General features: G+C 69.5%; 19 protein-coding genes. 4 read left to right on the top strand and 15 right to left on the bottom strand.

The annotated features are described in order from the left end of the window. Positions 1-5: 5 nt before the first annotated feature. Together OG933_RS23025 and OG933_RS23020 are read left to right on the top strand one after the other, a co-directional pair. Positions 6-827, top strand: a complete 822-nt coding sequence (locus OG933_RS23025) for a YceI family protein (RefSeq protein ID WP_405628741.1) — start codon at positions 6-8, stop codon at positions 825-827. Between the two features lie 49 nt (positions 828-876). Beyond that, positions 877-1,347, top strand: coding sequence for a PPOX class F420-dependent oxidoreductase (locus OG933_RS23020; RefSeq protein WP_020131321.1), 471 nt, complete (start codon positions 877-879; stop codon positions 1,345-1,347). A 236-nt stretch (positions 1,348-1,583) separates the two neighbouring features. Here OG933_RS23020 and OG933_RS23015 read toward each other — a convergent pair whose 3' ends face one another. The 9 genes from OG933_RS23015 to OG933_RS22975 all read right to left on the bottom strand — a co-directional run bounded on the left by OG933_RS23015 (position 1,584) and on the right by OG933_RS22975 (position 12,259). After that, entirely contained in the window at positions 1,584-2,348 is a 765-nt protein-coding gene (locus OG933_RS23015; RefSeq protein ID WP_362530106.1) for a TetR/AcrR family transcriptional regulator, read from the bottom strand. 172 nt (positions 2,349-2,520) lie between these two features. After that, positions 2,521-4,011, bottom strand: coding sequence for an MFS transporter (locus tag OG933_RS23010; RefSeq protein ID WP_405628738.1), 1,491 nt, complete (start codon positions 4,009-4,011; stop codon positions 2,521-2,523). Between the two features lie 163 nt (positions 4,012-4,174). Beyond that, positions 4,175-6,403 (bottom strand): ArnT family glycosyltransferase, encoded by a 2,229-nt coding sequence (locus OG933_RS23005; RefSeq protein WP_405628736.1) that lies wholly within the window; start codon positions 6,401-6,403, stop codon positions 4,175-4,177. Further along, the gene (locus tag OG933_RS23000; protein ID WP_362530098.1) at positions 6,400-7,986 is read right to left on the bottom strand and encodes a bifunctional glycosyltransferase family 2/GtrA family protein; all 1,587 of its coding nucleotides are present in this window, start codon (positions 7,984-7,986) and stop codon (positions 6,400-6,402) included. Before OG933_RS23000 ends, OG933_RS23005 begins: the two co-directional genes overlap by 4 nt. Positions 7,987-8,000: 14 nt before the next feature. Beyond that, positions 8,001-9,644: a HAMP domain-containing sensor histidine kinase gene (locus OG933_RS22995; protein ID WP_362530096.1), complete on the bottom strand. Its 1,644-nt coding sequence runs from the start codon at positions 9,642-9,644 to the stop codon at positions 8,001-8,003. After that, the gene (locus OG933_RS22990; RefSeq protein ID WP_020131327.1) at positions 9,641-10,381 is read right to left on the bottom strand and encodes a response regulator transcription factor; all 741 of its coding nucleotides are present in this window, start codon (positions 10,379-10,381) and stop codon (positions 9,641-9,643) included. Before OG933_RS22990 ends, OG933_RS22995 begins: the two co-directional genes overlap by 4 nt. 156 nt (positions 10,382-10,537) lie before the next feature. Further along, the gene (locus OG933_RS22985) at positions 10,538-10,912 is read right to left on the bottom strand and encodes an antibiotic biosynthesis monooxygenase family protein (RefSeq protein ID WP_405628733.1); all 375 of its coding nucleotides are present in this window, start codon (positions 10,910-10,912) and stop codon (positions 10,538-10,540) included. 125 nt (positions 10,913-11,037) lie between these two features. Beyond that, positions 11,038-11,913, bottom strand: a complete 876-nt coding sequence (locus OG933_RS22980; protein WP_405628731.1) for a DUF2797 domain-containing protein — start codon at positions 11,911-11,913, stop codon at positions 11,038-11,040. Continuing rightward, positions 11,834-12,259 carry an HGxxPAAW family protein gene (locus tag OG933_RS22975; RefSeq protein WP_405628729.1) on the bottom strand — a complete coding sequence of 142 codons (426 nt, stop codon included), beginning with the start codon at positions 12,257-12,259 and terminating at the stop codon, positions 11,834-11,836. The genes OG933_RS22980 and OG933_RS22975 overlap by 80 nt, the downstream gene beginning before the upstream one ends. A gap of 216 nt (positions 12,260-12,475) precedes the next feature. On the opposite strand from OG933_RS22975, the gene OG933_RS22970 reads away from it, so the two are divergent. Further along, on the top strand, positions 12,476-12,973 hold the full coding sequence (locus OG933_RS22970; RefSeq protein WP_362530084.1) for a MarR family transcriptional regulator: 498 nt from the start codon (positions 12,476-12,478) through the stop codon (positions 12,971-12,973). A 148-nt stretch (positions 12,974-13,121) separates the two neighbouring features. Here OG933_RS22970 and OG933_RS22965 read toward each other — a convergent pair whose 3' ends face one another. The 5 genes from OG933_RS22965 to OG933_RS22945 form a co-directional block, all read right to left on the bottom strand. Next, positions 13,122-13,493, bottom strand: coding sequence for a VOC family protein (locus OG933_RS22965; RefSeq protein WP_405628727.1), 372 nt, complete (start codon positions 13,491-13,493; stop codon positions 13,122-13,124). Between the two features lie 145 nt (positions 13,494-13,638). Then, positions 13,639-14,409 carry a DUF2637 domain-containing protein gene (locus tag OG933_RS22960; RefSeq protein WP_362530078.1) on the bottom strand — a complete coding sequence of 257 codons (771 nt, stop codon included), beginning with the start codon at positions 14,407-14,409 and terminating at the stop codon, positions 13,639-13,641. Positions 14,410-14,965: 556 nt separating this feature from the next. Further along, positions 14,966-16,162, bottom strand: coding sequence for an HTTM domain-containing protein (locus OG933_RS22955; protein ID WP_405628725.1), 1,197 nt, complete (start codon positions 16,160-16,162; stop codon positions 14,966-14,968). Beyond that, positions 16,152-16,841 (bottom strand): DUF5819 family protein, encoded by a 690-nt coding sequence (locus tag OG933_RS22950; protein ID WP_362530072.1) that lies wholly within the window; start codon positions 16,839-16,841, stop codon positions 16,152-16,154. Before OG933_RS22950 ends, OG933_RS22955 begins: the two co-directional genes overlap by 11 nt. A 162-nt stretch (positions 16,842-17,003) precedes the next feature. Then, a complete protein-coding gene (locus OG933_RS22945) occupies positions 17,004-18,371 on the bottom strand; it encodes an ice-binding family protein (protein WP_405628723.1) in 1,368 nt (455 codons plus the stop codon). A 745-nt stretch (positions 18,372-19,116) separates the two neighbouring features. Between OG933_RS22945 and OG933_RS22940 the strand changes: the two genes are divergently transcribed. After that, a complete protein-coding gene (locus OG933_RS22940) occupies positions 19,117-20,358 on the top strand; it encodes a PP2C family protein-serine/threonine phosphatase (protein ID WP_405628722.1) in 1,242 nt (413 codons plus the stop codon). Between the two features lie 69 nt (positions 20,359-20,427). On the opposite strand, the gene OG933_RS22935 is transcribed toward OG933_RS22940, so the two are convergent. Then, positions 20,428-21,300 carry a helix-turn-helix transcriptional regulator gene (locus OG933_RS22935; protein ID WP_362530064.1) on the bottom strand — a complete coding sequence of 291 codons (873 nt, stop codon included), beginning with the start codon at positions 21,298-21,300 and terminating at the stop codon, positions 20,428-20,430. Positions 21,301-21,347 lie beyond the last annotated feature (47 nt).

Below are 21,347 nucleotides of genomic sequence, written 5' to 3'. Positions count from 1 at the left end.
ATCAGATGGGACTGACCGCGAAGATCCGTACGCGGGACGGGTGGGCCGTGTCGCACGCGGTCGTCACGGTGACCGACATGGCGGGCGGCCAGGTGCTGCGCGCCGAGGCCGACGGGGAAGGAGCCGTCCGGGACGCGACCATGCTCGTCCCCGGGGCGTACACCGTCATCGTCACGGCCATCGGGTACGCGCCCGCGGCTTCCAGCGCGATCGTGACGGCAAGCGGCCGCGCGGAGGTGGGGACCGTGACCCTGGCCCGGCAGGGCGGCACGGAACTGCCCCCGCCCGGGCCCTGGACCGTCGACCCGGCGCACTCCGCCGTCGGCGCGGTCGCCCAGCACCTGGGCATCTCCAGCGTGCGCGGGCGGTTCACGGAGTTCTCGGCGGCGATCGAGGTCGCCCCGGACGACATCGCCAAGTCCCGCGTGGAGGCGGTGATCCGGGCGGCGTCCATCGACACCGGCAACGCCATGCGCGACACCCACCTGCGCTCGGCGGACTTCCTGGACGTCGAGACGTACCCGGAGATCACCTACCGCTCCGCCGGCCTGACCCCGGCGGGCCCGGACCGCTGGACCGTCCACGGCGAGCTGTCCCTGCACGGTGTCGCCCGTCCCGTCGACCTGGAACTCGCCTGTCTGGGCACCGGCTCCGACCCCTGGGGCGGCACCCGGGCCGCGTTCCGGGCCACGACGGAGCTGCACCGCGAGGACTTCGCGATGAACTACAACCAGGTCGTCCAGGCGGGCATCGCGGCCATCGGCACGACCCTGAAGGTGGAGCTGGACGTCCAGGCGGTGCAGGGCGACACACTGCCCCAGGCGTAGGCACGGCAGGGTCAGCCGGAACGGGCACCGCTGCGCCTAGGCTGACGCCATGGCACCGAACATCGCGACGAACACCAAGGTCTCCCTGGACGAGTTGCTCGACTTCGTACGGCCCCGGCACCGCGCGATCCTGCTGACCCGGCGCGCCGACGGCAGCTCCCAGGCCTCGCCGCTGACCTGCGGGGTCGACGACTCGGGGCGGATCGTCGTCTCCACCTACCCCGAGCGGGCCAAGACGCGCAACGCCAAGCGGGACGAGCGGGTCGCCGTGCTCGTGCTCAGCGACGACTGGAACGGGCCGTGGGTCCAGGTCGACGGCAACGCCGAGGTGATCGACACGCCCGACTCCGTCGAGCCGCTCGTGGAGTACTACCGCAACATCGCCGGCGAGCACCCCGACTGGGACGAGTACCGCCAGGCCATGCTGAAGCAGGGCAAGTCGATCATCCGGATCACCCCGGAGCGTTGGGGCCCGATCGCAACCGGCGGCTTCCCGGCCCGACTGGTCACCGACCAGTAGACGGGAGCCGCCTGCCCCGAGCGGTAGGTCCGCCGGCACGCGTCCCCCTGAGCCCCCGAACGGGCTGGCCGGAGGCCGTCGGTCAGGAGGCCTGGGCCCGCTCGACCAGGAGGCCTGGGCCCACCCGGCCAGGAGGCCTGGGCCCACCCGGCCAGGAGGCCTGGGCCCGCCCGGCCAGGAGTCCCGGAGCCGCCGGGTCAGGGACCCCGGAGCCGTCGGGTCACGGAGTCCGGGGATCAGCCGCGTTTCACCATTGCCTCGATGCCTGCGATCAGCAGGTCCAGGGCGAAGGTGAAGTCGCGGCTCATCATTTCCTCGACGGTGTCGCCGCCGCGGGCCGCCATGAGGGCTTTCGACTCCTCGATGATCTCGGCGGTCTGCGGGGCGCCGGCCGTCGCGGTCATGGCCTGGTGGAAGTACTCGTCCGGGGTCAGCCCGGTGTCCGCGACCCGCGCGAAGAAGTGGCCCTCGATCGTGCCGTAGCCGTACACGAACTGGAAGACGGCCGAGATCGCGCCGGTGATCCCGTACGCGGGCAGGCCGGTGCGGCGGACGACCTGCTGGACCGCGCGCGAGAAGACGAGCGAGTTCGGGCCGATGTTGAGGTAGTGGCCGGCCAGCGGGGACAGCCACGGATGACGGACCAGCAGCCCGCGGTACTCCGTGGCCAGCGCGCGCAGCTGCTCACGCCAGTCCGCGTCCTCGTCCGTCGGGTCGGGCAGTGCCGTCAGCTCGCCGAAGGCGCTGTCCAGGGCGAGTTCGAGCAGGTCGTCCTTGGTGTCGACGTACCAGTACACGGACATCGCCGTCACGTTCAGCTCGGCCGCGAGCCGCCGCATGGAGAACTTGGCGAGCCCCTCCGCGTCCAAGAGCCGCACGGTGGCCTCGGTGATCCGGTCCCGGTCGAGTCCGGAGGGCTGTCCCCCGCCACGGCCACGCCGACGCGCCCTGCCCTCCAGCCACACACTGCGATGCGCGGCGCCCTTGGCGGTCTCGGCCATGGCAAGGCACCTTCCTTCCGGTAACTGGGGAAGATGCTAGGCCGAGGGCTGCCGTCGTGGCGCGGGGGACCGCCCTGACATGCGGCTCCGTCGCGCCGGCGAGCCGACCGGGCTCGGCATGCCGAAGCCCACCGTCCGCACGCGGGGCTCGGCATGCCGAAGCCCACCGTCCTCACGCGACGACCTGCACCGACGGCTCCTCCCTGCGCTCCGCCCGGGTCAGCAGGGCCGCGGCGACCACCCCGCCCAGCAGCACGGCGGCCGCCCCGATCAGGAGGCTGACCTCCAACCCGGCGGAGAACGAGTCGATCACCCGCGCCTTCTCCGCCACCGAGTTCGCCGCCGCCAGCGCCACCGGCAGGGACACGGCCGCGAACCGCGCGTTCAGCACGGCGCCGAGCACGGCGACCCCCAGCCCGGTGCCGAACTCCGCCAGCGTCCCGTTGACGCCCGCGCCCACCCCCGCCTTCGCCGGCGGGATCGAGCTCATGATCGCGTACGCCATCGCCGGGCTGGCGACCGATGTCCCGGCGCCGATGAGCAGCAGCCCGATCAGCATCCCGGAGTAGCCGCCGGAGGCGAGCGTGGCGACGGCCGTCAGGCCCCCCGCCACCAGCGCCATCCCCGTCAGCACCGACACCGGCCCACCGAGCCTGGCCATCACCTTCGCCGACAGCCCGGTGAAGTTGAGGGCCACCACGGTCAGCGCCAGCGGCGCGGTCCGCAGGCCCGCCTCCAACGGGCCGTAACCGAGGACGAACTGAAGCTGCTGGGTGAGCAGGAACAGCGCGCCACCCATCCCGAAGGTGACCAGCACCGCGCCGGCGACCGCGCCCGTGAACCGCCGGTCACGGAAGAACGCCAGGTCGAGCATGGGATACGGGATCCTCGTCTCCCAGTAGGCGAACAGGGCGAGGACGACGACCGCCAGCCCCGCGCTCACCAGGACCCGCGACGACGCCCAGCCGTGCGAGGGGCCGGAGATGATCGAGAAGACCAGTGAGGTCATACCGACGGTCGACAGGAACGCGCCGAGCAGATCGGGACGGTCGCCCTGCGGGTTCTTCGTCTCGGGGACCAGGGCGACGACGGCCACCAGGCCCAGCGCCGCCACCGGCAGGTTGATCAGGAAGATCGCGCCCCACCAGAAGTGGTTGAGCACGAAGCCGCCGATGAGCGGGCCGGTCGCGAAACCCAGCGAGTTCACCGCGGCCCAGATGCCGATCGCCTTCGGCTGCTCCTCGGACACGAAGACCTGCATCACGACGGCCAGGGTGGTGGTGAACAGCAGGGCCCCGCCCACACCCATCCCGGCCCGCGCCGCGATCAGCTGGGTGGTGGTCTGCGAGAGACCGGCCGCCAGCGAACCGATGCCGAACAGCGCCAGGCCCGCGACCAGCATCTTCTTACGGCCGTAGCGGTCGGCGGCGCTACCGGCGGTGAGCAGCAGGCCGGACTGCACCAGCGAGTACGCGTTGATCATCCACTGGATGTCGGCGGTGGCCGCGTCCAGCTCCCGGGTGAGCGAGGGGATGGCGACGTTCAGGACGGTGTTGTCGAGCAGCACGGTGAGCTGCGCGAGGCAGATGACACCGAGGATCAGCCAGCGCTGGGGATGTCCGGGGGAGCTTCCCAGGAGGGACGGGGACGGGGAGGTAGTCATGTTCTACACCGTAGAGCTGTTCCTATACGCCGTACAACAAAGTTGTTCGGGACATGATTCGGGCCATGCGGCGGGCGGGTGAGGCGGGGACACGAGGAGCGGGCACGAGAAAGGGCGGCGACCGTGGTCACCGCCCTACCTCACCCGCGAAACCCGCGAAGCGTCAGCTGCTCGCCTTCTGCGTCAGGTCGTAGAAGGTGGCCGAACCGACCGTCACCTTCTTGAAGTTGGCCTCGACCCAGGAGGTGATCTGCGAGGACGTGCCGTCGCTGCTGGCGCTCATGCCGCCGCCGGAGCCACTGCTGATGAAGTAGTGGATCTTGCCGTCGGTCACGTACTGCTTGAACTGCGCCAGCGTGGGGGACGGGTCGGTGCCGTTGAAGCCGCCGATCGCCATCACCGCGTCACCCGTGGCGAGCTGGTAGCTCGCGGCGTTCTGGGCGCCGATCGCGGCCGCCGCCCAGGTGTACTTGCCGGAGTCGGCCTCCAGCAGCTTCTTGGCCTCGTCGGTGACCGAGGCGCCGTTGAGCAGTCCGCCGACACCGCCACCGCCGCCCATGCCGCCGCCGTCGCCGGTCTGGCCGCCGGGACCGCCCTGCTGGTTCTGGCCCTGGCCCTGCGTACTGCCGTTGCCGTTCTGCTGGTTCTGGCCGGGCATGCCCCCGCCGGGGAAGCCGCCGGTGCCGCCACCCTGCTGGTTCTGACCCTGACCCTGGTTCTGCGTGTTGCCGTTGCCGTTCTGGTTCTGGCCACCGCCGAAGCCGCCTCGGCCACCGCCACCGCCACCGCCGCCGCCCGGGCCGCCGCCGCCCATCATGCTCGCGCCGGACGGGCCGGCGGTCACGATGGAACCGGTGTGGCCCTCCTGGAGCGTGCTGATGGTGTACGCCGTCGGTCCGGCCAGCGCGGCCACCAGGCCCACGGAGGCCGCCGCGAGGGCGAGCCGACGGTTGATCCGGCCCGCGAAGGTCAGGCCGAGCGCGGCGGCCAGGCCGCCGATCAGCACCAGCCACTTCAGCCAGGGCAGGTAGTCGGAGGTGCGGTTGAGCAGGACGTACGACCAGGAAGCCGCCGCGACGACCGAGGCCGCGAGGGTGATCGAGGCCCACAGCTCGGACCGCTTCTCCCACAGCAGACCCGCGCCCATGCCGATGACGGCCGCCAGGTAGGGAGCGAGGGCCACCGTGTAGTACTGGTGGAAGATGCCTGCCATGTAGCTGAAGACGATCGTGGTGATCAGCAGCGAGCCGCCCCACACCAGGAACAGACCGCGGGTCGTCGACGTCCGCTGCAGCTTCCGCGTGGCCACCAGACCGCCGGCCAGCAGGATCAGCGCGGCCGGCAGCAGCCAGGAGATCTGGCCGCCGATCTCGGAGTTGAACATCCGGTCCCAGCCGGTCTCACCCCACTGGCCGGTGCCTCCGCCGCCACCGCCACCGCCGACGCTGCCGGTCTCCTCGCCGTTCAGACGGCCGAGACCGTTGTAGCCGAAGGTCAGCTCCAGGAAGGAGTTGTTCTGCGAGCCGCCGATGTACGGGCGGGAGGAGGCCGGCCACAGCTCGACGATCGCCACCCACCAGCCGCCGGACACGATCAGCGCGCCGGTGGCGACGGCCAGCTGGCCGAACCGCTTCTTGAGGCCCACCGGGGCGCACACCGCGTACACGATCGCCAGCGGCGGCAGGATCAGGAAGGCCTGGAGGGTCTTGGCGAGGAACGCGAAGCCGATCGCGACCCCGGCCCACACCAGCCACTTCGTCCGGCCGTCCTCCAGGGCGCGGGCCACCATGTAGCAGGCCACGGCCATCAGCAGGGCCAGCATCGCGTCCGGGTTGTTGAACCGGAACATCAGCGCGGCGACCGGCGTCAGCGCCAGCACGGCGCCCGCGATCAGACCGGCCGCGGCACTGAACCGGCGGCGCACCGAGGCGTACACGACGGCGACCGAGCCGACGCCCATCAGCACCTCGGGGACGAGGATCGCCCACGAGTTCAGACCGAAGAGCCTGACCGACAGCGCCATCGGCCACAGCGAGGCCGGGGGCTTGTCGACGGTGATGGCGTTGCCCGCGTCCAGCGAGCCGAAGAACAGGGCCTTCCAGCTCTGGCTGCCGGCCTGGACGGCCGCGGAGTAGAAGGAGTTGGCGTAGCCGGAGGCGCTCAGGTTGTACAGGTAGAGCAGGAGGGTGGCGGCCAGCAGGCCGAGGAATGCCGGGCGGGCCCAGCGGGGGTCCTCGGGGCGGCCGCGCCACAGTCTGCGATGCCAGGGCTGCTTCGGCTCACCCGACTCGGGGGCCGGGACGGCCGTCTCCCGGGCGTCGGGGTCCGTGCCGGCCGGCGCCGCGGTCGGCGGCGGATCCCAGGTCGTCGTCCGGTCGATGTCGGTGCTCATCGGGCGTCCCCCGGGTCGGTGTCATGGGGGCGGCGGACCGGCAGCATCTGCATGGTCGCGTCCCTCCAGGTGCCGTCCGCGGCTTCGCCGGCGCGGAACTGAGTGGTCGTGTTGTGGTCGTGCGGGTGCACGATGTGCCGCTGCGGCAGCGGCACGGAGGCACCGCCGGCCTGCGGCGGACCGGCCTGCGGAGCGCCGGTCTGCTGGGCGCCGGCCTGCGGAGCGCCGGTCGGGTACGTCGGTGCGGAGGCGTGCGGGAAGGAGGCGCCGGGGGCGGAGGCGCGGGGGGCCGGGGCGGAGGCGCCCGGGGCGGCCGTCACGCCGTTGGTCGGCTCGTCGCCCTCACGCCGGTCGGAGAACACCCAGACGCGGAAGAGCAGGAAGCGCAGCACGGTCGCCGCGAGGTTGGCGGCGATCAGCACCGCCAGTTCGGTGGAGTGCGCGGGGCTCGACGTCGCCGTGTTCAGGGCGAAGAGCGAGCCGCTGGTCAGCGCGAGGCCGATGCCGAAGACGACCAGGCCCTGGGCCTGGTGCTTGACGGCCCCGCCGGGGCCGCGCACCCCGAAGGTGAGCCGGCGGTTGGCGGCGGTGTTGGCGACGGCCGACACCAACAGCGCCAGCGCGTTGGCGACCTGGGATCCGCCGAACTGGCGGAACACGGTGTAGAGCAGGAGGTAGAAGAGGGTGGAGAGGCCACCCACGACACAGAAGCCGACAAGCTGGCGGGCCAGGCCCTTGGGTACGTCCATGATGTCGCGGTCGCGGGGGTCGTCGCCGAACGGCCTGGTCAGCCGGTCCAGGGAAAGCGAACCGGTGGCCAGCGCCCGGCCCACGCGCCATACCCCCTTCAGGTCGTCCGTCGCCGTCTTCACGATGTGCACCGTGGAGTTCGGGTCGTCGACCCAGTCGACCGGCACCTCGTGGATACGAAGGCCGGCACGTTCGGCGAGTACCAGCATCTCAGTGTCGAAGAACCAGCCGGTGTCTTCCACCAGGGGGAGCAGAATCTGTGCGACATCACGCCGGATCGCCTTGAACCCGCACTGCGCGTCCGAGAAGCGGGCCTGGAGCGAGCCGCGCAGAATGAGGTTGTAGGCGCGGCTGATGAACTCCCGCTTCGGCCCGCGCACCACGCGGGAGCTACGGGCCAGCCGGGAGCCGATCGCCAGGTCCGAGTGGCCGGAGATCAGCGGTGCCACCAGCGGCAGCAGCGCGTTGAGGTCGGTGGACAGGTCCACGTCCATGTACGCGAGGATCGGGGCGTCCGAGGCCGACCAGACGGTCCGCAGCGCACGGCCGCGGCCCTTCTGCTCGAGCCGGAAGTTCCTGACCTCCGGGATGCGCGCTTCCAGCCGCTGCGCCACCACAGGGGTGGTGTCCGTCGACGCGTTGTCCGCGATCGTGATGCGGAAGGAGTACGGGAACGTTCGCGTCAGATGGTCGTGCAGTCTCCGGACGCACGGCTGGAGGTCCTTCTCCTCGTTGTAGACGGGGATCACTACGTCCAGGACAGGCGTACCGGCGGTGTCGGCCGGGAGGTGCTCCCGCGCCGGCAGGGTGCCGGGAGAAGAGTCGGTTCGCATGACATCGACTTTCGTCAGGCGCCCTGTTGCACCCATGTGGTGGCACTGTGCTCGACCTGTGAGTCGAGTTGCCAGTTCGTTTCGGGGGAGGGCTGGGGAACGGCGGGGGCAAGGGCCGGCAAATGCACGGTAAAGACGGTCTGCCCGGGCACGCTGTCCACCGTCACGGCGCCGCCGTGCGCGGTCGCCACGGCCTGCACGATGGCGAGGCCGAGGCCGGTCGAACCGGTGGTACGGGAGCGCGCCGAGTCGCCTCGGGCGAATCGTTCGAACACATGCGGGAGCAGATCCGCCGGGATGCCCTGACCGTTGTCCTGGACGTCCACGCACAGCCACGGCCCGCGGCGCTGCACGCGTGCGGTGACGGTCGTACCGGGCGCGGTGTGCGTCCGGGCGTTGGCGAGGAGGTTGACGAGGACCTGTTGCAGGCGTGCCGCGTCGGCGGAGACGAGCGCGGGCTCGTCGGGAAGTTCGAGGCGCCAGACGTGGTCGCGTCCGGCGGCACGGGCGTCGCTGATGGTGTCGATGACCAGGGGGACCAGGTCGGTCTGCTCGAACTGCAGAGGGCGGCCCGCGTCGAGCCGGGCGAGCAGGAGCAGGTCCTCGACGAGGAAGGTCATCCGGCCGGCCTCGGACTCGATACGCCCGAGGGCGTGCCGGGTGTCGGGCCCGACCTCTTCCCGGCCGCGCCGGGTCAGCTCGGCGTATCCCCTGATGGAGGCGAGCGGCGTACGGAGCTCGTGACTGGCGTCCGCGACGAACTGGCGGACCCGCATCTCGCTCTCCTGGCGGGCGTGCAGGGCGCCGTGGACATGGTTCAGCATCCGGTTGAGCGCGGCCCCGACCTGCCCGACCTCGGTGTGCGGATCGGTCTCGGCCTCGGGCACTCGCTCGCTGAGGTTGACCTCACCGGTGTGCAGGGGGAGTTCGGAGACCCGGGTGGCGGTGGAGGCGACCTTGCGGAGGGGGCGGGTGGCGACGCTCACCATGACGGTGCCCGCGAGGGTGGCGGCGATGAGGCCGGCGACGGTGAGGCTGATCTCGACGAGGATCAGGGTGTTGATGGTGTTGTCGACGTCGGAGGTCGGGATGCCTACGTAGTAGTCACCGTTGTTGCCGTTGATGTACTGGACCCGGTAGGTGCCGAGACCGGGGATCTCGACAGTGTGCCGTTTCCCGTCCTGCGCGACCGAGCCGAGCACCTTGATCTGGGCCTCGGTGAGGTCCTCGGGGTCCATCCGCGGGATGTTGTTGTCGTCGTTCTTCTTCTCGCCGACCTGGCCGCTGGTGATCGAGCCGTTCTCGACCATGGCCGCGAGGGCCCTCTGCGGCCCCGGCCCCTGACTGACGAACTCGTCGAGCGTCATCTGCTTCTGGGGCGCGTTGGCGTTGCTGCCGGCGGCGGCGTTGTTGTTCTTGGCTGCGCCCTTGCCACCGGGTCCTCCGGCGGGGCCGCCGGAGAGGCGCATGGTGGCCTCCTTCAGGGAGCCGTCCAGCTGCCCGTACAGATGATCCCGCAGCACCAGGGTGGTCACGGTGCCGATCACCGCGCAGATCACGGCGATCAGGGTCACGGACACGACGACGAGCCGCGTCCGCAGGGTGCGCGGCTTTCCCGCTCGTCGCTTCTGCGGACTCGGCCGTCGTCGCCCGCTCATGACACAGCGGGCTTGATCAGGTACCCGGCGCCGCGCCGGGTGTGGATCATCGGTTCGCGTCCCGCGTCGATCTTCCGCCGCAGGTAGGAGATGTACAGCTCGACGACGTTGGCCTGACCGCCGAAGTCGTACGACCAGACACGGTCGAGTATCTGGGCCTTGCTGAGCACGCGCCGCGGGTTGCGCATCAGGAAGCGCAGCAGCTCGAACTCGGTGGCGGTCAGGTGGATGTTGTCCCCGGCCCGCGACACCTCGTGACTGTCCTCGTCGAGGGTGAGGTCCCCGACGACGAGCACCGAGTCGGAGCGCCGGTCGGCGGCACCGGAGCGCCGGATGAGCCCCCGCAGCCGCGCCACGACCTCTTCGAGGCTGAACGGCTTGGTGACGTAGTCGTCGCCGCCCGCGGTGAGACCGGCGATCCGGTCCTCGACCGCATCCTTGGCCGTCAGGAACAGCACCGGCACCTCGGGCAGCTCACGACGCAGCCGTCCCAGGACGGTCAGCCCGTCCATGTCGGGCAGCATCATGTCCAGGACGACGGCGTCGGGGCGGAACTCCCGCGCGGTCTGGATGGCACCGGTGCCGTCTCCCGCACTCCGGATCTGCCATCCCTCATAGCGCAGAGCCATGGACAGCAGTTCGGTGATCGACAGCTCGTCGTCCACCACAAGCACTCGGACGGGGCTCCCGTCCGGCCTCAGCAGTTCGGTGCGCCCCTGGGGCGAGGTCGTGGTCATGGTGAACACCTTGGCCGGGTCCCCTGAGAGCACTCTTTCACTAATCTGTGATTTCCCTGAGAAACGCACAGGCACCTCTCAGGCAACACCTGGGAACCCTTTGCTCCGCATCTACTGCGGCGGGCGGTATGCCCGTTACGGCATGCTGTGCCGCCCTCAGGACGCGCGTTCCGTGAGAATCGCCTGGGGCGTCCGCTCGAACCCGTGGCTGTGTTCCACCTTGGCGATGTGCAGGCAGTACCGCTCGTACCAGTGCGCCCGTCCGTACTCCTTGGCCGCCCGGTGCTCGGCGTGCGCCCGCCACTGCTCGATCCCGTCGAGATCGCGGAAGTACGCGACGGTGATCGCGAGTCCGCCCGGGGTGCGGGCCGAGTCCTCTCCCAGGAACCCCGGGACGTCCTGGACCAGCTCGCCCAGCCGCTCGGCGGTCTCCCCGTAGCCGGCGTCCCCCTCGGTGCGCAGGGAGGTGAAGACCACGGCGTAGTAGGGGGGTTGAAGTGCGGAAACAGGTGTCATGCGCTGTTCGCTCATGTCACCCACGATCGGCCGGACGCCCCACTCCGGTCCACCGTTCTTACCGAAAGGGATCCGAGCGGGATCCAACTCTTTACCCGAGCCGACTCCTCGCCCGGGTCGCCGCGGGCCCGCGCGGCTCCTCAGAACAGTCCGTCCTGACGATGGTCCACCCCGACCTCGAAGTGCCGTACGGGGAAGGCGGGTTCACCGCCCGCCACCGGCACGAGCCGCCACCCCCGCATCAACCGCGTGTCGAGCACGACCACCCCGGCCGGGGTCGCGAGGTGCAGATCGGGTCCGGCGGCCGCCACGAGCTCCCCGCTCACCGCTCCGCCGGGGACGAGCTCGCCCACCTCCCCGAGTGCGGCCGGCGCTCCGGCCAGCCCGAACGCCCGCACGTGATCGACCGGCCGGAAGGGTGTGCGCTCCAACGACTCGGGCCAGCCGCCCAGTTGCACGGCTCGCGCGTACACCTCGCGTATCTCTTCGGCCCGTTCCGCCTCCGTTTCCGGCAGCGCGGCCCGCACGGCACGCTTCACGGCGTACGGAATCCGGTCCGGCACCCGCAGAGCGGCCCGCAGCAGTTCCTCGGTGCGCCGCGCGGCCATCAGCGGCCCGCCGCCGAGCCAGCTGAAGCAGACGGCGCCCTGCTCCAGCAACCGCACCGAGCCCCGCTCGACCGCCGTGATCCCGACCTTGACCAGACCGGGCCCGAACCACGCGAGGTACACGTGGTACGGCCGCGGGTCGTCGGCGACGCGGTCCGCGGCGACGGAGTGCGCCCGGTCCAGCCGCGCACACTCCTCGCACCGCCCGCCCGCGCTCCTTCCCGACACGACCACCCGCCGGGGACACGCATGCCCCCGAGCCCCCGCACACTCCCGCACACCCCCCTCCACCACCGCGAAGGAGACCCGCTTCCCCCAGGACAACGGGCTACGACGCCCCCCGTCCCATGTCAGCTCCGGCCCCTCCGCCGACCACCGCAGCCCCGCGCACTTCCATGCCTGTGCCATCACCCACCACGGTAGGCCCAGGCACTGACACCACGGGCAGGGTCTTGGGCGCGCGCCCCGCGAGCCGGCATCCCACGCACTCCGGATGCCCGTCCCCGGCCCACGGATCCCGGACCCGCATCCCCCACTCCGCCCGCGGCCGCACCCCCGGCGGCTTGCCCCACCCGGCGAGGTGCAGCCCCCAGGTGACCAGCGCGCCCAGCCCCACGACCACGAGTCCGCCGGCCAGGAGAGGCCCGGACACGGCACACACCCCCACCCCCGCCACGGCGGTCCCGACGGTCACGATGCCGACGCCGGTCCAGCCGGCGACCGTATGCCCCTCGTCGTACAGATGACCCGCCACGCTTCCCTCACCTTCTAAGAAGTTGCAGTACTGAACCTCTTAGAGGGTAAGAGAAACCGAAAGCGGATAACAAGGACCCAGCAGAAACCAACGCCCCGCAGACCGCAGACCGCATACCCGCCGCCCGAAGACCTCAGCCCGCAGCCCGCAGCCCGCAGCCCGCAGCCCGCAGCCCGCAGAATCCTCAGCCAGGAACAGGAACAAGAGAGCCCCGAGATGCCAGCCGAGCCGACACCGCCGCACCACGGCCGCCCCGCCGCCACCCCCGCGCAAGCGCTCGCGGCGATGGACGACCTCATCGCGGCCAGCATGGTCGGCCAGCAGGAGATGGCCCAGCGCCTGGGCCTGAACGTCACCGACCTGACCTGCTTCGCCTACGTCATCCAGGCCGGCGAGGACCTTCTCACCGCCGGCGACCTCGCGACCCGCGTCCACGTCACGACAGGCGCCGTGACCGGCATCCTCAACCGCCTGGAACGCGCCGGCTATGTCACCCGCCGCCCCGACCCGGCGGACCGTCGCCGGGTCCGCGTCGCCGCGATCCCCTCCGCCGTCGCCCGCGTCCACGCCCTCTACGCGCCGTACTACGCCCGCCTCGACGCGCTCTTCGCGGACTACTCCCCCGAGGAGACCGCCGTCCTGACGGACTGGTTCACCCGCGCCACCACCCTGGCCAACACCTACCGAGCAGAACTCCGCCTGCACGACAGCTGATTGAGGTTGCCGACCTTCGCCGCTCCGCAGCGGGATCGAACGACGCCACCCTCTACGGCACCGCCTGGCAGGTGGAACCCGACCGCGTCCAGGTACGCGGCACGGGCGGCGCGTGACTGCTGTGGGTCGAGCGCTGGAGAGTCGTCGTCTACCGAACGAGGTTCTTCTTGGGACGGACCACGCAGAACTCGTTCCCCTCCGGATCGGCCAGCACGACCCACGACTCGTCGCCGCTCTGCTCGACATCCGCCCTGCGGGCACCGAGCGCGAGGATCCGCTCGATCTCCGCCTCCCGGTCCTCCGCCGCGGACGTCAGATCAAGGTGCAGCCGGTTCTTGACGACCTTGCGATCCGACACCGGCATGAAACAGATCCCCACCGGGGCCGTCTCATCCACCCCGATCACCACCTCCCGCTCCCGCTCGGACAGAACCCGCCACCCCAACACCTCGGCCCAGAACCGAGCCAGGCCGGGCAGATCATGAGCGTCGATGACGATGTGATGCAACGAGACAGGCATGCCGGACAACCTTCTGATCCATCGGTTCGGGCAAGACGCCGATCAAGGGAATGACGATCTCTGATTTCGATCGTCCGGGTCGGCCATTATGCGCGCCTGTGTGTCGTCTTCGTCAGGGCTGCGGCTCCCCGGTGGGACTCGGCCGCTACTGGCGGTGGCGCCGCGTGCCCTGTCTCGGTGGCAGGGTCAGCGTGATTTGCCGGACGAGTTGCTGGAAGCAGGCGAGAGACGCGAGAGCCGGCAGGGAAGCCCCGGCGATACCGGTGAAGGTCCTGTCCGCCTGTGCCACGCACAGCATTATCGCGACGGAGGAAAAGAGCAGAACGATGAACCATGAGTGCACGGCTCGGCGCCGATGCAAGGCGGTCCGGAGGATGGAGAGAGAGGCCACCGTCCAGGGGCCGTACACGAGAAGAGGCCACGACGGGACCATTCCACCCCCCGTTCCGGACGTGATGCTCTGCAGAGGTGTGTAGGCCACCATGCCGCCGAAGACGCTGACCATCGCCACCATGACGGCAACGAGTGCGACGATGACGAAACTGCCGGTCTGCAACCACCTGCGTCGGAATTTTCGACCTGGCATCTTCCGATGCCCGGCAGAAGAACTTCGGGTCGGCGGCAGTTGAGCGGTGATCTGCGCCAGGCCCTCCATCGGATCGGTGAAGTCGACGCCGGATGAGGACTCGCTGCGAGGCGGTGGCACCCTGGCCGTCTGCTCTGCAGGAACAGCCTCCTGCATGAGATAGGCGAGTTCCTCGACCGCATCCCAGCCCGCGTCGGGTGGAGTCAGGGAAGCCCCTGCGTGCACGCTGTCGACAGTTCCGACGTTCCAGCCGGGGCCCGACCCGTAGGAGTATGCGCCGGAATACCATTCACGTCGCGCACTGGAAGGATCTACATAGTCATGATTCATAGGAATGCGCCCGTCGGGCGTGGTCCACGTGTCGGCCGAAGCTTCCCTGGCCGTTCCATCGTGAATCGAGTTCCTCCTGGATCGCCTCCAGCAGCGCAAGGAACTCGCGAAGCAGCGGCTCGGTGATCTGACATTCGACCAGAGCGCCGCCCCCGATCACGGCGCCCTGTACCGCAAGCTCCGAGCTTGCCGCACCGGTCGGAGAAATATACTTCCCCACTGTCAGATCACGGACCGCAGGCAGATTATCCGCTCTCGCGGTGCGCCGAGGCAGGCCCTGAGACCTTTCTTTCGTCATATACCGCTAACGCCGCTCACCCTCCTCCAGATGCGCGGCAAATGAGTGACCCTGGCATTGTGAAATACAAGGAGAGCTTTTCTTCATTAATTTCCTACGCATCTCATTCAGCACTTTATGGGGCGAGCGGGTTTTCTTCTCGCTTCCTCTTGAGTGCTTAATAGGATTCGCCACCGGTGGACAGGGCGCGGACACAGCCTGGACAAGGCCTGGAGCGGCTCGGGCGGTGGCGACGCGTCCCCTGTCGCGGTGGCAGGGTCACTCAGCCGTTGTTGAGGGGGGCCCGGGGGACGCGGGCTCGGCGGCAGGCATCGTGCCTTTCCGCCCTGTCGGGAGCACGACTCGATGCGTCGGGCCGGGCACACGGCCCGGCCCGCCTTGCACAGGTACGGCTCCGGGGCCTGCCGCTGGTCCGGACCACGGCCTGCTGCCGTCCGTCCGCCGCACCGCGCGTCGGCAGAGGTGGGGCAGGAAGGTGTAGAAGCGATCGGGAAGGAACACGGCGTCCGCGACGATCATCGCGCCGGAGAAGAGAGGCAGCCCCATGAGCACGGCGATGCCGATGTGCATGCCCAGCAGCATGGCGAGGACGGGGTACTTGAGCCTGCCGAAGAGCACGAACGGGAAGGCCACCTGCAGGAGCACGGTCATGTAGCCGAAGACGGCGACCACGAGCGTGTGCTCGTCGACGAAGGCCGAGATGGCGGGCCAGGGCTGGAACAGTTCGAGGTTCAGGACGTAGTGGAGCGCGGTGCCGCCGCCCCAGAAGGCGCCCTGGACCTTGTACAGGCCGGCTGATCCGTAGAGGAAGCAGACCTGCGCCGCGATGACGAACATGCCGCAGTTGTGCACCGCCGTGATCAAAGTGGTCCTGGCATCGCGGAGTTGCCGGGCGAAGGCACTCCCGACCGGTTCCGGCGCGCTGCCCGCACGGGCCGCCTTCAGCCTGTTTCTGCGTGCGTCCAGGGACCAGCGTCGGCCGCATGCGGTGAGGACGAGGTAGAGGGACATCAGCAGGACCAGGTTGTCGCCCCCGTCCGTCATGAAGATCGCCCGGCCGTGGAACGAGGTCACCACGACGGCGAAGAGGACCGACAGGACGCGGGTTCGCCAGCCCAGCATGAACAGTGCGGCCGTGACGAGAGCCAGCACGTAGCAGAGCTCGAAGTAGGCACGGCTGTCCGACAGGACCAGAACGCTGAACCAGCCCGTCTGCTCGAAGAGCTGGTGTGCCAGGGCGGGCGTCCACGCAGAACCCGGACCCCAGATCTCGTCCCGGTGCGGGAACTCGCGCAGCAGAAAGATCAGGTAGAGCAGTCCGTAGCCGATGCGCAGCACCGACGCCGCGTACAGGGACACCGGACGGCCGGTCAGGAGGTCCCACACGCCGGTGATCCGGTCGGCGAGCCCCCGGTCGACGCCGGCGGACGCGGACCTCTGCGCCTCATTTTCCATGGCGGGTCACCTTCCACCAGGGCAGGAGCCGGTTCTCGGCCGGCGTCGGCGGGCGATTGCCGGCGGCGGGGCCGGACGCGGGGATGGACAGTGCGACGACGCGGAGCTGGATGAAGTCGAAGGGGCCGTCCTTGCGGGCGGCGGCGCGGTCCGCGGCGATGTTGCTCAGGTACTTCTGCATCATCAGGGCGCGTTCGGTGTGCGCCTTGTCGTCTCCTCCGTGAGAGTCGACGTAGCCGGCCCAGGCGCGGCGCAGCATGTTCTGTGCCGTATGGCTCGGGAACGGATCATGCACGACCGCGGAACGGTCCATGGCGGTCAGGTCGAACCAGGGACTCACCTGAACCGATCCGTCGGAGCCGGTGTGCGCGGTTCTCGCCAGAATCTGCCGGTTGACGGATTCGGGGTCCGGAGCGAAAAGCCGCCAATTCTGTTCGAAGAAGGGGTACACCCATGAATTGATCAGCGGGCTGTATCGCTTGGAGATGGTGTTGGCCGGTGCCACGTGAAGAAACACCAGAAGCACGTGGACGACACTCGCCACCAGGCACAGGACCACGGTGGCGCACAGTCCGGATTTCAGCGCACGGGCACCTCTCGGCAGTTTGGGCGGCGCAGCCGTCGCGTCAGGCCGTTCCTGCACGACCGGACCGGATTCGGAGTGCTGAACTTCCTTCACACCCGCTGAGTCAATTCCGCTCGACACCGCGTACCCTGTCTTTCTCGTTTCAGCTGCTCGCACTGCTTTCCGCGTCGGCTGCCCCCGACGGCGCGCGGCGGATTCGATGAGAATTCCGCCGCGCGCCGTCATCCGGTGAGCGGACCGACCGCAGTGCGCTGCCTAGCCCTCGTAACCCTGGGAGTGGTCGTCGCCCCCGTGGCTCTTGGGCACGTCGTCGTAGCCGAAGTTCTCGCCGGACTGCTTGTCGTGATCGTCCTGGCCGTGGTCTTCCTGGCCGTGGTCGTACTTGCCGTGGTCTTCCTGGCCGTGGTCGTACTTGCCGTGGTCTTCCCGGCCGTGGTCGTACTTGCCGTGGTCGGGCTTACCGGGGTGGATGTACTGCCCGAGGTCGAGCTTGCCGCCGTGATCATGCTTTCCGTTGCCACCGTTGCCACCGTGGCCCGGTCCGCCCGGTCCGCCCGGTCCGCCCGGTCCGCCCGGTCCGCCCGGTCCGCCCGGCGCATGGCCGTTCCCGCCGGGGCCGTTCCCGCCGGCGGTGTTTCCGGCGCTGTTGCCTGCGGTGTTCCCACCGGTGGTGTTCCCGGCGGTGTTGCCCGCGGTGTTTCCGGACGAGTTACCGGCGGTGTTGCCCGAGGTGCCGCCGCTCCCGACGATGGGCCCGCCCAGGACGCCACCCGTGACGAGGCCACCGCTGACGAGGCCGCCGCCGAGGAGCCCTCCACTGGTGGTCGTGCCGGTGGTGGTGCCGGTGGTCGTTCCCGTCGTCGTTCCACCAGCGGTGGAGGCCGCGCACCCGCCGAGGAAGATCCTGTTGTTGTTGAGGGTCACAGAACCTACCTGGGCCAGCAACCGGCCCTCGACGTTCGTTCCCTGGTTCACAGTGATCGAGTTCTCGGCCATGAGGGTGCCCACGAAGGCGGTGGTGACGCCGAGCGACGCGTCTTCGCCGATCTGCCAGAACACGTTGCACGCCGAAGCGCCGTTGGTGAGGAGAATCCGGCTGGAGGTTGCCGTCGTCAGGGACTCAGGGATCTGGAACACCCAGACCGCGTCGGAGCTGCCCTGACCGTCCAGGACCAGGTCACCGGTGATGCCGACACCGGCTGTGGCGTGGTAGACGCCGGGAAGCAGCGCCGGACCTCCGCCGATTCCCGCCGGAAGCGCGAAGTCCACGGCCTGGCCGGCGGCGTTGTTGTACGCCACGAGCAGGTCGGCCTTGGCCTGGAGGGCCGCGGCGTCCGCAGGGTGGATGGCACCTCCCACCTGGCCGGGTGGAAATCCGGTGATGGCCGGGTTCGGGTGCGTCCCGAGGTCGTGGGCGAGCACCGAGTTGCCGGTGTTGGTGACTCCCTGACCCGCCAGAACGGAGTAAGTGGCGGTGGTGCCCAGAGGTACGGGCAATGCGATCGCCGACGCGGCCGTCGGCGTCAGGAAGACCATCGCAGCGGAAACCGTCGCCGCGAGGGCGGAGGCCAGCAAGCCGGACAGAGTGCGGCGGTCAGCTGCTTGAGGGATCTTCAGCTTCATCAAAGCCATTTTCTGTGAGGGCCGTGGCGTACCGGGCCCTACCGATCACCCGGAAGCCTTTTCACTGCTGCCGCATATTACGCAGAAATATCCTTGCCCCGGCATCAACGAAACGGGGGCAGTTCTCTCTCATTCAAACAGCGGACAGTGCTGCGTTAATACTCTGATTAACATTTCCGACTATGCGCCACACTCCCTGAATACTCGGCGCCGTCGGCAACGCAATGGCCCCCGCCAGACACCGCACTGAACGGTGTCGGTCGGCCGAGCCGCCGGACGGCGCCGGTCAGCCGCCGCAGAGACGCCTACCGGCCCCCCAGGTCGCCGAGGTTCTCCGCCGCTGCTTCGCCTCGTCCGAGCAGCGCAGCTGTCCCGAAAGACGCCACATGTCCGAAATCTGCGCCAGGGATAGCATGGAAGCGGGTCGGCACACTCTCACGTGCGTCCGGCCCGGAAGGGCGACCCCGGTGTGTATACGCCGGGGTCGTTGAAGCACGACGGACACTGCCGCCGGGAACAGGGCCCGTTCGATCAAGACCGGTACCCCGACCCCGGCCCGCCCATCGGGCGGCGTGCCCCCCTCAGCGCCGCCCGAGCCTGTTGTGGCGCCGACGCCTTCCGGTCGGCACCGCCCGCACCGGCTGCGGTTCGGCGAGGCCGGGGCACCGAACCGCCTGGTGAACACCGCGTGGAGCTGCCACCCCGATGAGTTCCCCGTGACCGGGACGAAGGGAAGCAGACAACGATGACGGACGGTGGGCGGAAGCCGGACCGGGTCGGGGTGGACCGGTCGGAGGGATTCGGCGAACGACTGTTGGGGGTGCTGCTGGACCGCGCCCACGAGATGCCGCCGCAGTTGATCGCCCCCCTCGTCGCGGAAGAGGTGGCCAGGTTCGGGGGCCGGGACGTCTCCATCCTCCTGCAGGACTACGAACAGGTGCTCCTGGTGCCGCTGCCGGGCCGGAGGCTGAAGGTCGGCGGCCCCGAGCCGGTCGAGAACTCCCCCGCAGGCGACGCTTTCCTGAGCCGCAGAACGGTGGAAGTGCCGCAGGACGGCAGTGTGCGGATGTACCTACCGCTGCTGGACGGCAGCGACCAGATCGGGGTGATGGCCGTCACCCTGAACAGGGTCGACGACGACGACCGGCGGTTGCTGCGCAGACTCGCCGGTCTGGTCGCGGACATGATCGTCACCAAGGACGCCTACACCGACCAGTTCTTCCAGGCCCGCCGCAGTTCCCCGATGAGTGTGGCCGCGGAGATCCAGTGGTCGTTGCTGCCCCCGCTGTCGATGACCATTCCGCAGGTCGAGGTGGCCGGGATCCTCGAGCCCGCCTACGACGTGGCCGGCGACAGCTTCGACTACGCCCTCAACGGCGACATCCTGCACGTGGCCATGCTCGACGCGATGGGCCACGGACTGGAGGCCGCAACCATGGCGACGGTGGCCGTCGGCGCCTATCGCCACACGCGACGGGCCCATACGGATCTGTCCCAGGTGTACGCGTTCATGGACAGGGCCATCAATGAGCAGTTCGGCCCCGACCACTTCGTCACCGCTCAGATGATGATCCTGGACATCACCACAGGCCGGCTGCAGTGGGTCAACGCCGGCCACCCGGCTCCGTTCCTGATCCGTGACCGCGCGGTGGTGGACCGGCTGGAGAGCCCGACCACGTTGCCGGTCGGCTTCGGCGGTGAGGAGCCGGTGGTCAGCGAGCGGATGCTGCAACCCGGGGACCGGTTGCTGTGCTTCACCGACGGCCTGATCGAAGAGCACCAGGCCGGCGGAGAACAGTTCGGTGAGGAGCAGCTGATCGAGTGGACCAATCGGATCCTCCGCGACCGCCCCCAGGTACGGGCGGTGGTACGAGCGCTCTCCCACGCCCTGAAACAGGAACGCGGCGGCACCACGACCGACGACGCGACCATCTTCCTCATCGAGTGGCGAGGCGGCGACGCCGATCACCTCGCCACCCTCGATTGAGCCCGCCGACGACGCACCGGCTCCCTCGCCGAAGCCTGCCGCTGACCCGTGGTTCGTACCCGAGGTCACTCAGGACGGGATCGGCGCGTCGACGTACGTCGTGGCGGTGTCGGTGATGAAGTCGCGGCTGCTGTCCGGGGTGAGGGCCTGCGCCTGGAGGTGGTCGTACATCACGTTGTAGTGCCGCACGTCGGACGGCTTCTCCAGGTAGAGATCGCTGGCGAACCGCTCCAGGTACACCACCCCCGCCTCGGGACTGTCGGCGAACCGCAGGATGGAGAACTGTCCTGACAGACCCGGATGAGCGCCGACCGTGTAGGGAAGGACCTGCACCGTGATGTGCGGCTCCGCGCTGAGTGCCTTCAGGTGCTCCAGTTGTTCACGCATGACGTCCGGGCTGCCGACGACGCGGCGCAGGGCCGATTCGTCGATGATGACCCACAGGCGCAGCGGGCAGGCCAGGTCGTAGATCCGGTGCTGGCGGCGCAGCCGTACCTTGAGCTGCGTGGCGGCCTGTTCGGCAGTGAGCCGAGGGATGGTTTCCCCGATGACAGCCTGGGCGTAGGCAGGGGTCTGCAGCAGATCGGGCACCATCATGGGCGCGTGGGTGTGCAGGGAAGCGGCGTCCGTCTCCAGGCCGATGTAGACACTGCCGGAGAGTTCGCCATAGGAGTGCCACCAGCCCCGCTGACCGGATTCCCTGGCCATCTCCATCAGGGAGTCGATGACTTGCTGGTCCGTCACTCCGTAGATCACGCACAGGTCGCGCACATCACGGGGGCTGATGGCGCGGTTGCCGTTCTCCAGATGACTGATCTTGGGCTGAGAGACCATGAGCCGCTCGGCCACTTCTGTGCTCTTCAACCCACTGAGCACGCGGAGCCGACGCAGCTCGGCGCCGAGACGGCGTCTCCTGACAGTGGGATTGGTCTTCGCCGCCACGCGCGGTGTACCTCCGGGTCCAAATGGGTGTGTCTGCAGGCAGGTTG

This window comes from Streptomyces sp. NBC_00016, from assembly GCF_045040885.1.
In the GTDB taxonomy this organism is placed as follows: Bacteria; Actinomycetota; Actinomycetes; order Streptomycetales; family Streptomycetaceae; genus Streptomyces; species Streptomyces coriariae.
The sequence above is the reverse complement of the archived record's forward strand: the minus strand, read 5'-3'. Positions and strand labels throughout refer to the sequence as shown.

Bases quoted from the DNA above. Each gene is read 5' to 3' on its own strand.
- OG933_RS23025 (WP_405628741.1), top strand. From the start codon at position 6: ATGGGACTGACCGCGAAGATCCGTACGCGGGACGGGTGGGCCGTGTCG.
- OG933_RS23020 (WP_020131321.1), top strand. From the start codon at position 877: ATGGCACCGAACATCGCGACGAACACCAAGGTCTCCCTGGACGAGTTG.
- OG933_RS23015 (WP_362530106.1), bottom strand. From the start codon at position 2,348: ATGGCCGAGACCGCCAAGGGCGCCGCGCATCGCAGTGTGTGGCTGGAG.
- OG933_RS23010 (WP_405628738.1), bottom strand. From the start codon at position 4,011: ATGACTACCTCCCCGTCCCCGTCCCTCCTGGGAAGCTCCCCCGGACAT.
- OG933_RS23005 (WP_405628736.1), bottom strand. From the start codon at position 6,403: ATGAGCACCGACATCGACCGGACGACGACCTGGGATCCGCCGCCGACC.
- OG933_RS23000 (WP_362530098.1), bottom strand. From the start codon at position 7,986: ATGCGAACCGACTCTTCTCCCGGCACCCTGCCGGCGCGGGAGCACCTC.
- OG933_RS22995 (WP_362530096.1), bottom strand. From the start codon at position 9,644: ATGAGCGGGCGACGACGGCCGAGTCCGCAGAAGCGACGAGCGGGAAAG.
- OG933_RS22990 (WP_020131327.1), bottom strand. From the start codon at position 10,381: ATGACCACGACCTCGCCCCAGGGGCGCACCGAACTGCTGAGGCCGGAC.
- OG933_RS22985 (WP_405628733.1), bottom strand. From the start codon at position 10,912: ATGAGCGAACAGCGCATGACACCTGTTTCCGCACTTCAACCCCCCTAC.
- OG933_RS22980 (WP_405628731.1), bottom strand. From the start codon at position 11,913: ATGGCACAGGCATGGAAGTGCGCGGGGCTGCGGTGGTCGGCGGAGGGG.
- OG933_RS22970 (WP_362530084.1), top strand. From the start codon at position 12,476: ATGCCAGCCGAGCCGACACCGCCGCACCACGGCCGCCCCGCCGCCACC.
- OG933_RS22965 (WP_405628727.1), bottom strand. From the start codon at position 13,493: ATGCCTGTCTCGTTGCATCACATCGTCATCGACGCTCATGATCTGCCC.
- OG933_RS22960 (WP_362530078.1), bottom strand. From the start codon at position 14,409: ATGAATCATGACTATGTAGATCCTTCCAGTGCGCGACGTGAATGGTAT.
- OG933_RS22955 (WP_405628725.1), bottom strand. From the start codon at position 16,162: ATGGAAAATGAGGCGCAGAGGTCCGCGTCCGCCGGCGTCGACCGGGGG.
- OG933_RS22945 (WP_405628723.1), bottom strand. From the start codon at position 18,371: ATGAAGCTGAAGATCCCTCAAGCAGCTGACCGCCGCACTCTGTCCGGC.
- OG933_RS22940 (WP_405628722.1), top strand. From the start codon at position 19,117: ATGACGGACGGTGGGCGGAAGCCGGACCGGGTCGGGGTGGACCGGTCG.